Source organism: Moorena bouillonii PNG, assembly GCF_001942495.1.
GTDB lineage: Bacteria > Cyanobacteriota > Cyanobacteriia > Cyanobacteriales > Coleofasciculaceae > Moorena > Moorena bouillonii.
Window position 1 is genome coordinate 4,597,839 of record NZ_MKZS01000001.1, and the last position, 13,323, is coordinate 4,611,161.

Sequence of the window (13,323 nt, forward strand, 5' to 3'; positions counted from 1 at the left end):
TAACGGCTAGGCCAGTAAGTCAGTGTCGGCGAGTGATGCGCAAAACGAAGTATTGGGGCTGTCCGAGAATTGACTCGGTTGTAGAAGCTACGAATGCGAGCAATCCCTCCCATTCGTAGAGTAAGCCAGCCTGGAGGTTCGGCGGTTGACCCTTGGATTCGATTAATTTGGAGTCTAGGCGCGTCAAGTATGCTAGGGCTACTGAAAACCAACGTTCTGAAGTCTGGGCGAAAGCCCCCGTGCTTCAGCCGGGGGTAAGCTTACTGCTGCCTTAACAATAGCGAAAATTACTTATGACTCCCCCTTTTGTCACACGTTACCTGATTGCTCTCAATCAGCATAAGTTAATTGGCTTTGCCACGTTTTTCCTGATTACCGGCATATCCGGGATTGTGGCTATACAGCCAACGCCAGCTCCGATTTACCGAGCTGAAGGTCGCTTGATATATACCACTCCTGTGAAGGTATTTTCCCAGACAGGGATACAGATTTCAGAACAAGGTAAACAAAGGGCGACACCGGAAACGCTGCTGGCAGACAATGTGGTTAAGGAAGTAGCAGCTGGGATGCAAGTCAGCTCGAAAGACATTGTTAAAAATACACAGGTGAAATTGCCAAAATCAGAAGGACCACAGTTTATTTCGGTAATCTATACGGATAAGAATAAGGAAATTTCTGCAACCATCGTTGCAATGCTGATGGAGAAAATGGTGGAGCAGAGCCGTTTTATCAACACAGCACAACTAAGACGGATTATTGAAACGATAGAAAAACGTTTGCCTCAGGCGGAGCAAGAACTAAGGGAAGCGGAACAAAAACTGGAACAGTATGACCGCCTACAGGGACCAGCTTTATTTGCTGCTCAAGATGGCACCTTAGTGGGTGGGATAACTGGTAGCCAACAGCAACAACGTAATCTCGAGATACAGCTAGAGGGGGTTGAGGCTCAATATTCTAGCCTAATTGAACGGCTAGGTTTGACCCCTGACCAAGCCTACACGTCTTCTGCCCTCAGTGCTGACCCGATCATCGCTAGTCTGCGAGCTCAGATTCTGGATACTGAGACACAGATGGAACTGCTCAAGGGGCAGTTGCGTCCGCAACATCCAACTATGATTGAGTTGCGCAAACAGCAACAGACTTATGAGACCTTACTTCAGGCACGTGCGGCTGAAGTTCTCGGTGGTAATGGGTTTACCTCTCCATTGCCCAGTCAAATCCGCCAAGACAGTACCCTGGACCCGGCACGGCAGGCACTGGCTAATCAGCTGGTAGCTCTGCAAACCCAGCGGGAAGCACTTCAACGGCAGTTGGCAGCTACCCAAAGAACGGAACAGGAACTAAGACAGCAATATCAGCAGCTGCCCAATAAGCAGCTAGAGCGAGGGCGACTGGCTCAGCAAGTTACTTTTAAGCAGGAATTTTACAATCGGTTGCAGGCGGCATTAGCAGATACCAAAATAGCTGAGGCGGAGACTGAGAGTAGTCTTGCGATCGCTGGAATTGCAGAACCGAAAGCAATAATGACCCAGACAGCAAGTAATCCGATCGTTACCTTGGCAATAGGTGGTGTAATCGGTATTGTAGTGGGTGCTGGTGTGATTCTGCTGCTATCAACCCTGGATAATACCTTATACACGCCAGAGGATGTTAAGCCCATACTTCGGGACAATGGTGTGCCATTACTGGGGGATTTACCGACAATCGGTCTCAAGTCCTACCGGGGTGAAGTTGCTATAATAACCCGACCAGAGGCTTTGGAGTTAGAGTTCTACGAACGGTTTCGCACTAATCTTCGTCTGCGGGAGGAACCTGCGGTAAAAGTGGTGTTGGTGACTAGTACAGCAGCGAATGAAGGAAAGACGATCGTGGCTTACAATTTAGCGATCGCATCTGCCCAGGCCGGTATGCGTACTCTGTTGGTAGAAGGGGATTTGCGATCGCATTCTGTAGCTCAATCTCAAGACGTGATTCACCTGATGGACGCGCCACTGGAACCTTTGCGCTTCTATGGCTCTAAGAGTGAATGTATTCATTTAGCCCAAGATTTTGAAAATCTCTCGATTCTCCCTAGTCTCGGTCCCCTGCGCAAAGCTGCGGGGATCCTAGAATCGAGTGAAATGAAGCATTTGCTGGAAGATGCTCGTGGTCGCTTTGATTTTGTTGTAGTTGATTCGCCTAGTCTGTCTCGTTGTAATGATGCCCTATTACTACAACCATTTACTGATGGGATTGTGTTGGTGACTCGACCAGGCTATACCCAGGGAAGTATTTTATCTCAGGTGATCGAAGAGTTAGATGAAAACGAGGTACTGTTGGGAGCAGTTATCAACGATATCAAGCAGCTACAACCCCCTGTTCCTGTGGATAGTGGCAGGGGGTATTCAGCGGTAGATACCCCTGTGGATCAAACCCCAGCAAAGAACCATAAAGTTACTAGTGGAGTAGGGAGTCGGGAGTAGGGAGTCGGGAGTCGGGAGTCGGGAGTCGGGAAAGAGAGGGAGGTGTGGGAGGTGTGGGGAGATGGGGAGATGGGGAGATGGGGAGATGGGGAGTCAGAGGTTGTAGGGAGTAGGGAAAGAGAGGGAAGTGTGGGAGGTGTGGGGAGATGGGGAGATGGGGAGATGGGGATTCAGGATTGCTTAAGAACCGCGATAATTATCCAGAATTTATTGATTTAGTAATACTAAAGTAGTGGGCTTTTTTTATTTGTAACTGATAGACTTGAAGCAAATCATAACGTGGTTAATCTATCAGCTTATGGGTTTATCTAAGGTAACATTAATCGTGACTCAGAGGGAGCGGTTTAGTTTAACAAAGCCTTCCCTAGACAGTATTATTGCTGATTATTCCTCTTATCCGTTTGAGCTAATCTATGTAGATGGCAACGGTCCATCCCCAGTGCATGAGTATCTGCAACAGCAGGCAGATAAACACGAATTCATGAGTTTGATCCATCGCGGACGCTATTTGAGATCCAATGTTGCTCGTAACATAGCTCTACCGTTTGTTAAGGATGCGGATTACATTGTTTTTATTGACAATGATGTGATTGTAGAGCCTGGTTGGTTAAAAGGTTTGGTTGAGTGTGCTGAAGAAGAGCAAGCTGGTATCGTTGCTCCCCTAATTTTACAAGGGCAACCAGGGTCTCCTGATATTGAGGTACATGTTGCTGGGATTAAAACCAAGTTTCACCAAAGAAAGCATGGTAAAAAGTGGTTTGAGCAAAAGCAGTTGCTCTACGCTACTAAATTACGGGATGTTGAGCAGGATTTACATCGTACCCCAGTAGATTCTATTGAGTTTCATTGTATCCTAGCTCGTCATTCTCTGATCAAGTCTATTGAACTGGATGAAGTCTTTGATAGCTTGGCGAGTCATACGGATTTATGTATGCAGGCAACGGATTTAGGGGAGACAATTTTCTTGGAACCAAACTCTAGAATCACTTTCCTCAATCCTCGACAGATCACTCGGTTTGACCAGGATGATGTGCCATTTTATGTATTTAAATGGAATGAACAATCTGTACGAGATGTGTTCTCTCGTCAAGTCAAAAAGTGGAATTTGGCTAAAGATGATCCTTCAATGTGGTCGATTTGGAAGTGGGTGATTGAGAATCGTCAACTCCCAGCTAAGTGGTCAACTCAAGAGGGGAGTTTCGAGAGAAAGTTATTGGAGTTCTGTCGGCGTCGCTGGTGTCCAAGTTGGCTGCGCACACTGTTAGAATCCTATGTGATTAAGCGCGCATTTCCTGAGACTGGGATTGCTGACAATTTAGTGGAAAATGTCAAGAATCAACCTTCATTGAGTGTTTAGGGAGTTGGGAGTAGAGATCCCCCCTAACCCCCCTTAATAAGGGGGGGATATGAGTAGGGAAGCCTTAATAAGGGGGGGATATGATTAGGGAAGCCTTAATAAGGGGGGGATATGAGTAGGGAAGCCTTAATAAGGGGGGGGATATGAGTAGGGAAGCCTTAATAAGGGGGGGATATGATTACCTTAAAACCCTCTTTTATATTGCATTTTGCCTATTGCATTTTGCCTTAATTTGTGGCCAATACTATCAGATTCGGTAGAGATTGTATTGATGCAGTATCTACTTTTTTTTGATTAGTAAATCTGGGTTATAAATCTCCTTTAACTGAGCTGTGGCACCATTATGATTAATCCTATGGTGGGCAGTTCCTAGCAACCGGATGGCAAGGTTTGGGATCTGTCTGATGCACTGCCCACCCTACATCTGTGGCACCATTATGATTAATCCTATGGTGGGCAGTTCCTAGCAACCCGATGGCAAGGTTTGGGATCTGTCTGATGCACTGCCCACCCTACAGGAAATTCCCACACTCCCGACTCTCGACTCCCGACTCCCGATTCCCGACCCCCTATCGACCTTTAGCTAAGTCAGCATAAATTATAATTTCTATGCCTAAGATTAGCAATAGGATAAGCTCAATAGCGCAGATAAAATGAACTATCCAGGGGAGAGTAGTTCCGGAAAACCAGAAGGTAAATAAGGCGAGTAAACCTGAACAAACAAAGGTAATTTCGTCAATAATTAATTGCTCTAGTTTTCGTCTTTTTCGGCGTCGATCGCTTCTATGAGCAATTTCCCAGCCAAAGATAGACTCAAGATCGGTATGGCCGGTGTGGGCTTTGATTTTTTCAGTTAGAGTAAAGCGAATATACTTGCCAATGGCGGAAATCTTTTCATCATTGACTAAGTAAGTCCATCCTAGAATTAGACAAACCCAAGGAATAACTAGAAGGGCATAGGAATTAGTCTTATTGGAGAGGGCGAAGGAGAGAATACCACCAAAGATCCCTAGGGTTATATAAATCATCTGGTCTCGGAAGCCAATACGCTGGGCTTGCTCTTCTTTCAATTTTTCGTATTCGAGCATAAACACTTGGAGTATCTGTTGGTCGTCCATAGCCCTTTCGTTGCTGAATGCTTACCTGTCATCTTCTTTTTTATCTCATTTATAAGCACCTAAACAAAATTAATTTCCTACTACAAATCTCTGTAACCCTTACATCGTAAGGCTTTGAGGTTTGCAAAATGTGTAATTAATTTTGTGCACCTGCTTACAGCAGTTTTCATATTAATCAAGTACACAGATTGATTTTTTGCCTGCTCCCTGCTCCCTACTCCCTGCTCCCTGCTCCCTATAAGAAAGAAATCATCTAAAATAAGGTAAATCAATTCAATTAACAGGTTTAAGGTATGTCTTGTGCGGTTATCCTCACAGCAATTCCGAGTGAATACATGGCAGTACGTGCCCATCTCACTGACTTGAAGGAGGAGATTCACCCCCAAGGGACTATTTATGAGAGGGGGAAATTTTCTAGTCATGGTCAGGAGTGGGAGGTGGGTATTGTGGAGACCGGTGCAGGAAATTTCCGGGCAGCGGTGGAAGCAGAAAGGGCGATCGCTTATTTTAATCCTGATGTGATTCTGTTTGTGGGGGTAGCTGGAGGAATTAAGGATGTGAAACTGGGGGATGTGGTAGCTGCTACTAAGGTTTATGGTTATGAGTCTGGTAAGGTAGCCGAGACCTTTAGACCTAGACCAGAGGTAGGACTTTCAACTTATAAGATGATTCAAGGGGCAAGGGCTGAAGCTAGAAAACCAGATTGGTTAGAGAGACTTTCTTCTTCAGCAAGCCCTAAGGTATTTGTTGCTCCTATAGCAGCGGGAGAAAAAGTAGTTGCGAATAAAGAGTCAGATTTGTTTAAGTTTCTTCAGCATAATTATGGTGATGCTTTAGCTGTGGAAATTGAAGGGCGTGGTATTTTACAAGCTACCCATGCTAATCAACAGGTTTCAGCGTTAATTATTCGGGGTATTTCTGATTTAATTGATGGTAAGGGTGAAGCAGATGAAGGGGGGTATAAAGAAACAGCTGCTGGTCATGCTAGTGCTTTTGCGTTTGAGGTTTTGGCAAAGCTTGAGTTGAATTCACCAGCTCAGGCACTTGCTGCTACAGAACTTATAAAAAAGACTAAAACCCCTAAGTTTTTTGCTTATGTTCAGGCTTGGGTAGGTCGTGAAAGTCTAATCAATGACTTAACGAATAAACTTAAAGGGTCATGTCGCTTGTTGATTTTACTAGGGATTACAGGAATTGGTAAAACTGCTTTAGGGGAAAGATTAGCCCTTGAACTAGAAGATTGGTTTGAAGATTGGAATTCTTATCTCCAAGAAAATTTTGATAATGAGGAACAAACTGCTGATTTTGGGAGTGTGGCTGCCAGATTACTAGAAAAATGTGGTGAAGTGGTGACTCCTGATGACCCTAAGGACACTCAACGGTTAATGTATCGTTTGGTAAGGCATTTACAAGAAAATCGTTATTTAATTCAAATTGATTCTTTAGAAAACCTTTTACAAGGAAATGAAGAAGAAGGATGGAGTGATTTTATAGATGAGTGGTGGGTGAAGTTCTTTCAAACTTGGTTAACTGTTGATACTTGTGAAAGTTGTTTTATTTTAACCTCGGATGAATTACCAGCACAAATTCCGATTATCGGGACTCGTTATCAAAATTTTTGGTATTGTCAACCTTTAAGCGGATTAGATGAACCGGAACAGTTAGCCTTATTTGGTAAGACCGGATTAGATATTACTGAAGAAGCAGAAGGTAAACCTTATTTAGAACGTATTGGACGAGCTTATGAAGGTCATCCTTTAGCTTTACGGGTAATAGCTGGTGAAATTGTTAATCGTCCTTTTTATGGCAATGTTATAGAATACTGGAATAAGAATGGAAAGGAAGTAGAAGAGGTTGAAAAAGCCATTGAAGAAGGAAAAACTAAAGGAATTACCGCATCTGCAGATGATCAGTTTAATTTGCATAAATACACTCCCCAATTACGCCGCAATGTAAAAGTTAGACTGGAGAAGGAGTTTAATCGGCTAAAAGAGAAAGTTCCTGAAGCTTATTTATTGTTGTGTGCGTCTTCTGTTTATCGCTGTGAAGTACCAGAAGATTTTTGGTTAAGTCATTTGGAAGATTGGGATATTGATGAAGATCGACAACAAATGGCTTTGGATGCGTTGAGAGATCGATATTTAGTTGAGGAAACTGTTGATGACAATAATCAATATTTATTAAGACAGCATAATTTGATTAGGAGTTTGTCTTTGGAACATTTAAGAGGGTTAGATGATGAAGAATAATTTCATATATTCTAGTGACAAAGTTTTGTCATATCTTGGTATTGATCCGAAAAAAATAAAAGATATTAGATCAACATTAAAACGCAGTCATTATAGATCAGCTATTAACTGGTTAACAATATATTCTCCTAATTCAAATTCTTCTAATTTAGAAAAAGTAAAAGGTTTACTGGAAGCATTTTATCAGTTTTCTGAAATAGAAGAATGGGATATAGCTAGCAAAGTCATTTCAATTCCTCTTAATACTCCTACCAATCAAGCACTTTATAATCAACTAAAAACTTGGGGATACTATGGAGAACAAATTGATATTTATCAGAGATTGTTAGGTAAAATTAATTCAGATTGGGATACCATTTGTATTGACGGTTTAGGAAATGCTACAAGAGCATTAGGAAAATGGGATCAATCAAGAGAATATTATCAACAACAATTAAAAAAATCTAAAACTATTATTGATCCAGATACTAAAATTACTGCTTTAATTGGCTTGGCCAATAATTTTAAATTTCAGTGTCAGTATCAACAAGCTACAAATTACTATTTACAAGTTTCAGAAATTGCTTTTGAAAATAGCAATCATAAAGGAAGAATCATGGCACTAGCAGGTTTAGGTAGTGTCTTAACTTGTTTAGGTCAATATGAAATGGCTCTTGAGTACCATCAACAACAATTAGCTATTGCCAGAAAGAATGATGATAATTTAGCACAAGCAGAAGCACTTACTAATTTATGTTGTATTTATTATTTTATCAAAGATTATAAACAAGCTATAAAATATCAAAACCAGAGTTATAAAATTGCTATACAAGTAGAAAATAAAGAATTAGAAGCTAAAGCCTTACTATATAAGGGAATGATTTCTCATCAACAATGGGAAAATAAAGAAGCTATTAATTGCTATGAACAATCTTTAGAACTTATATCTGATATGGGATTAATTTTAGAAAAAGCAGAAGTTTTAGCTAATTTAGCAATTAGTGAAAGAGAATTAGAAAAAGAGAATATTAAAAAGCTACAAGAAAAAATTTTAGATCGATTTCAGCAAGCTTTATCTATATTTAATAAGTGTGGAAATTCTGTTCAAATTGCTAATCTTCTTAAAGAGATCGCAAAAACTTATGATCTTACAGGTGATTTTGATATGGCTAAAAAATATTGCCAAGAAGCGTTAGAAATGAAAATTAAGTTCAACCTTGCCTTAGAAAAAGAATGCAGAGAGTTACAGACCTAACGGGGGGACAGAGCGGGTATAGCCATTGTGTAGCAAGGGATACAGCAGATGAAGGAAAAAAAAGATAGGTCAAATATAGTCATGCTGACCTATCTAGCAAAAATGATAGCTAAACCATACCAGAAAATCCTACAAAATAAGCTGCATCACACCAGGTATTTGTTACTAATCTTAGTCGTTGCCAGCCTACAATTGCTCAGACAGGTCAAACTAGAAGTGTTAGCTGAAGCGCTGCCGTTACCTATTTTATTTGAAAGTCGTCGAAAGAAATTACGTCGGTTTTTGCGCATCAAACAGTTCAATATTGAAACAATCTGGTTTCCCTGCGTAAGTGCTCTGGTAGAAGAGATGTTTAACCCGAACGATAGGATATATTTAGCGATAGACCGTACCAGTTGGGGGGTGATTAATATCTTGATGGTTAGCGTGATCTATGATCATCGTGCCTGGCCGATTTACTGGGAGTTGTTGGATAAAAAAGGCAGCAGTAACTTTGATGAGCAAACGGCTGTTTTGGCTAAAAGTCTTGGGTTACTCTCCAACTATAGCGTAGTGGTGTTAGGAGACCGGGAATTTTGTTCACCCAAACTGGGCAACTGGCTGAGCTTCGAGGGTGCATACTTTTGTTTGAGACAGAAAAATAATACCCTTGTTTGGCAGGATACTGAGGTGGCTCGGGAGTTGAAAGACTATGGAGTTAAACCAGGAGTAAAACTATTTATTAATGACTGCCATGTGACGAAACAAAAAGGATTTGGGACGTTTAATATAGCCTGTAAGTGGAAGCGGACTTACCAGGGATTTAAGACGAAAGAACCCTGGTATATTTTGACTAACTTTGATGATGTTGAACCGGCTATTGTAGCTTACCAAAGACGATTCTCAATAGAGGAAATGTTTCGAGATTTCAAGTCGGGAGGCTATAGTCTTGAAGGGTCTAAACTGAGTGGTGAGTATCTATCAAAACTGATGATTATTGTGGCGATTGCCTATACCAGTGCGATTCTCCAAGGGCGACACATTAAGCGAATGGGAATTCAAAAATATGTGGTCAGACCAGAAACCCAATCAAGTGGACAACGGCAACATAGCGCTTTTTATGTTGGCCTACATCAGCATTCGTGGCTTTTCTTAAGGGGATTATGCCAAAAAATAGTGGACGAACTTTTGGAAATTAACCGTCGTTGGCTCAATTATTACAAGAAGGGTGAGCGGGCTATAGAGTTTGCACTGTGTACGTTATAAGCTTTATGTCCCCCTGTCAGGTTATTTTTAGTCTCTAGATACTCTTGGGGAAAAGCTTCAAAGGTATAAACTCTAAGAGCCTGTTGGTAACAAGCGATCGCCTCTTCTATATTCTGTGTTTTATGACCTTTGATTCGGTCACCGTAAGCAATACCCAGATTATTTTTTGTCCTTGCCCAATCAATAGGAAATGCCTCAAAGGTATAAACTTTTAGAGCTTCTTGGAAAGAAGCGATCGCTTCTTCTATATTCTGTGGTTTCTCACCTTTGATTCGGTCATAGTAAGCAGCACCGAAATTATTTTGTATCCTTGCCCACTCAACAGGAAAATCTTCAAAGGTTCTGACTATAAGAGCCTGTTGATAACAAGCAATAGCTTCTTCTATATTCTGTGCTTTCTCACCTTTGATTCGGTTACGGTAAGCATTACCGAGATTATTTTGTGTCGTTGCCCACTCAACAGGAAATGCCTCAAAGGTTGATACTCTAAGAGCCTGTTGGTAACAAGCAATAGCTTCTTCTATATTCTGTGCTTTCTCACCTTTGATTCGGTCATAGTAAGCAATACCGAGATTATTTTGTGTCATTGCCCAATCATCAGGAAATGCCTCAAAAGTTCTGACGCTAAGAGCTTCTTGGTAACAAGCGATGGCCTCTTCTATATTCTGTGCTTTCTCACCTTTGATTCGGTCACGGTAAGCAGCACCGAGATTATGTTGTGTCATTGCCCAATCAATCGTAAATGCCTCAAAGGTTCTGACTCTAAGAGCTTCTTGGTAACAAGCGATGGCATTTTCTATATTCTGTGCTTTCTCACCTTTGATTCGGTGATAGTAAGCATTACCGAGATTAGTTTGTGTCATTGCCCAACCTTCGGGAAATGCCTCAAAGGTTAATACTCTAAGAGTCTGTTGGAAACAAGGGATGGCAACTTCTATATTCTCTGCTTTCTCCCCTTTGATTCGGTCACGGTAAGCAGCACCGAGATTATGTTGTGTCTTTGCCCAATCAATAGGAAATCCCTCAAAGGTTCTGACTCTAAGAGCTTCTTGGTAACAAGCGATCGCCTCTTCTATATTCTGTTCTTTCTCCCCTTTGATTCGGTGATAGTAAGCAAGACCGAGATTATATTGTGTCATTGCCCAATCAATAGGAAATCTCTCAAAGATTAATACTCTAAGAGCCTGTTGGAAACAAGCGATCGCTTCTTCTATATTCTGTGATTTCTCCCCTTTAATTCGGTCATGGTAAGCATTACCTAGATTATTTTGTGTCATTGCCCAATCAACAGGAAATGCCTCAAAGGTTAATACTCTAAGAGTTTCTTGGTAACAAGCGATGGCAACTTCAATATTCTGTGATTTCTCCCCTTTGATTCGGTCACGGTAAGCATTACCGAGAATATATTGTGTCCTTGCCCAATCAACAGGAAATGCCTCAAAGGTGAAAACTCTAAGAGCCTGTTGGTCATAAGCGATGGCCTCTTCTATGTTTTGTGATTTCTCCCCTTTGATTCGGTTACTGTAAGCAATACCGAGATTATATTGTGTCATTGCCCAACCTTCGGGAAATGCCTCAAAGGTATAAACTTTTAGAGCCTGTTGGTAACAAGAGATCGCTTCTTCTATATTCTGTAATTTCTCCCCTTTGATTCGGTCATAGTAAGCAAGACCGAGATGATTTTGTGTCATTGCCCAATTTTCGGGAAATGCTTCACGGGTGAAAACAGTTAGTGCGACTTCATAGCCAGTGATCATAATGTCAATATTGCTGGCTTTATTATCCAAAGTAAATTGCTGAATTAGATTACTGAAAAGGAGAATCACTAATGCTAAGTATTCCGCTTCATCTGCTTCCACTTCCGCCAGCTTAATTGTTGCCCAAGCCCGCAATAGTTCTGCTAATCTATCATCCAGTTTGTCTGTATTTGCTGCCAGTAATGGGTAAAGTACCTGCGCGTCACCCTCACTGTCTACGGTTGCTTGTAGTACCTGTAAGAGAAAGTAAAGTTGGGCATCAGATGTATTGTCAGCCATTGCCATCAACTGCTGTTCAATATTTATTGAAATATTATAGCCTTTCTTAAAAAGTCATAAGTGGGTAGTGTTGTATAAATATCTAACACACGAGTATCCATTAACCGCAAACGAGTACTCGTTTATCGCAAAGCAGTACACGTTTCTCACATACCAGTACTCGTTTCTCGTTAACTAGTACTGCTGTATAACAAACAAGTACCCATTTCTCACATACCAGTACTCTTTTCTCGTTAACTAGTACTGCTGTATAACAAACGGGTACCCATTTCTGGTTCACTAGTACCCATTTCTCACTGACAAGTACTAGTTACTGAGAAACGAGTACTTTTTTCTCATATGGCAAGAGGCAAGAGGCAAAAGGCAAGAGGCAAAAGGCAAGAGGTAAGAGTCAATAGGCAATACTCAATTCTAAATTTTCAATTTTTAATTCTTAATTATTAATTTTATAAAAGCTTTTATAAACCCTTGACAAATAAAAATATAATCATTACAATAATTATTGTAAACACAAGTTCAACTTTTGAAAGATGTCAGAATAATTTACTCGGAACTTCAAGAAAAAAGCTACTAAGCACACTCTCAAAGGTCCTCGTCAATCAGTAATTTATAGTATGCAAATGTTTTATTCACTGGGCTATGCCGAGATTGCTGAATGGACTCCTCTGGAGCCGACTGAAGTGCCGGGTGAAGTGATAACTACCATGACCAAGTATTGGTTGTTGCCATAACACCTTAATTTTCTGGGGGGGTTTCCCCCCCGGCCTTGGGTTTGGTCTGATAGTATAGGATCACATCCGAAAGTTTCGGGTATTCTTCTGACATAAATCAAAACTTGAACTCGCTAGCCGTAGATAGTATTTCTACGGCTATTTTTTGTTTAAGCGGTCAGCTGTCAGCGGTCAGCTGTCAGCTATATCATAAGGGATGATAAAATTAGTAAAGATTTTTTCAGAGCTATCAGGTAAACAGGATTTTTTCCCTATTGCCTACTCCCTAGCCAGTAAGCATATGCGCTACGCGCAAGCTACGCCAACAGCCGTCAGCTGTCAGCCGTCAGCCTAATACTTAAAATAAAGCTCTTTGGCCTATGGCCACGCTACGGCACAGCGTTTCGTAACACAGATTAAACGAATGCTTACCCATGCAAACTGAAAGCTGATGGCTGATAGCTGAATGCTTACCCAAGCCATTGCACTATTTCCTCAGGTAAGGGAATTTTAGTTCTACTCATTGCATTAATACAAACGTGCTTCGTAATTGCCTTTGCCAGTAACTGTTGCGATGACGAAGCTGTAACAACCTGATAAGCAATTTCAAACTTATTTTCACTCAACTGCTCAGGCATCACCTGAATCAGCAGTGGATCCCCACAAAACATAGGACGCAAGAAATCTACACTGGCATGAACAATCGGAATTGCCACAGCGGGCTTAGTGAAAAAAGACTTGAGATTAATGCCCGATGCATCTAGAGAGGCTTCATAGGCTTCATGACAGATAGATAAAACATTAGCAAAATAGACCACACCAGCCGCATCCGTATCTGAAAACCGAACAGTGCGATTATAAGTAAAAGAAACCATAGTATTTTACTTTATGATTGGGAAAGATAGTTAGTCG

10 protein-coding genes and 1 pseudogene are annotated in these 13,323 nt (G+C 41.3%); 8 read left to right on the forward strand and 3 right to left on the reverse strand.

The features are described 5' to 3' along the window. Positions 1-293: 293 nt before the first annotated feature. From BJP37_RS18645 to BJP37_RS18650, 3 genes are all read left to right on the forward strand, one after another. Positions 294-2,462 carry a GumC family protein gene (locus BJP37_RS18645; protein WP_075900962.1) on the forward strand — a complete coding sequence of 723 codons (2,169 nt, stop codon included), beginning with the start codon at positions 294-296 and terminating at the stop codon, positions 2,460-2,462. A gap of 69 nt (positions 2,463-2,531) precedes the next feature. Then, positions 2,532-2,681, forward strand: coding sequence for a hypothetical protein (locus BJP37_RS39520; protein WP_158069657.1), 150 nt, complete (start codon positions 2,532-2,534; stop codon positions 2,679-2,681). A gap of 106 nt (positions 2,682-2,787) precedes the next feature. Then, entirely contained in the window at positions 2,788-3,819 is a 1,032-nt protein-coding gene (locus BJP37_RS18650; RefSeq protein ID WP_158069658.1) for a glycosyltransferase family 2 protein, read from the forward strand. A 569-nt stretch (positions 3,820-4,388) separates the two neighbouring features. On the opposite strand, the gene BJP37_RS18655 is transcribed toward BJP37_RS18650, so the two are convergent. Then, positions 4,389-4,937, reverse strand: a complete 549-nt coding sequence (locus BJP37_RS18655) for a hypothetical protein (protein WP_075900966.1) — start codon at positions 4,935-4,937, stop codon at positions 4,389-4,391. 293 nt (positions 4,938-5,230) lie between these two features. Between BJP37_RS18655 and BJP37_RS18660 the strand changes: the two genes are divergently transcribed. From BJP37_RS18660 to BJP37_RS18670, 3 genes are read left to right on the forward strand one after another with little or no spacing between them, the layout of a single operon-like run. Continuing rightward, on the forward strand, positions 5,231-7,186 hold the full coding sequence (locus BJP37_RS18660) for a phosphorylase family protein (protein ID WP_075900968.1): 1,956 nt from the start codon (positions 5,231-5,233) through the stop codon (positions 7,184-7,186). Further along, positions 7,173-8,420 carry a tetratricopeptide repeat protein gene (locus tag BJP37_RS18665; protein WP_081431246.1) on the forward strand — a complete coding sequence of 416 codons (1,248 nt, stop codon included), beginning with the start codon at positions 7,173-7,175 and terminating at the stop codon, positions 8,418-8,420. Before BJP37_RS18660 ends, BJP37_RS18665 begins: the two co-directional genes overlap by 14 nt. 48 nt (positions 8,421-8,468) lie before the next feature. Continuing rightward, entirely contained in the window at positions 8,469-9,665 is a 1,197-nt protein-coding gene (locus BJP37_RS18670) for an IS4 family transposase (protein ID WP_198953943.1), read from the forward strand. Here the strand turns inward: BJP37_RS18670 and BJP37_RS18675 are convergent. Further along, entirely contained in the window at positions 9,617-11,701 is a 2,085-nt protein-coding gene (locus BJP37_RS18675) for a tetratricopeptide repeat protein (RefSeq protein ID WP_330359441.1), read from the reverse strand. The genes BJP37_RS18670 and BJP37_RS18675 overlap by 49 nt on opposite strands. A gap of 542 nt (positions 11,702-12,243) precedes the next feature. Between BJP37_RS18675 and BJP37_RS18680 the strand changes: the two are divergent. Together BJP37_RS18680 and BJP37_RS39525 are read left to right on the forward strand one after the other, a co-directional pair. Continuing rightward, positions 12,244-12,432, forward strand: a pseudogene (locus tag BJP37_RS18680) (hypothetical protein); the annotation flags it as partial. A gap of 196 nt (positions 12,433-12,628) precedes the next feature. Then, a complete protein-coding gene (locus BJP37_RS39525; protein WP_158069659.1) occupies positions 12,629-12,766 on the forward strand; it encodes a hypothetical protein in 138 nt (45 codons plus the stop codon). Between the two features lie 115 nt (positions 12,767-12,881). On the opposite strand, the gene BJP37_RS18685 is transcribed toward BJP37_RS39525, so the two are convergent. Continuing rightward, the gene (locus BJP37_RS18685) at positions 12,882-13,286 is read right to left on the reverse strand and encodes an acyl-CoA thioesterase (protein ID WP_075900974.1); all 405 of its coding nucleotides are present in this window, start codon (positions 13,284-13,286) and stop codon (positions 12,882-12,884) included. Positions 13,287-13,323: the final 37 nt, after the last annotated feature.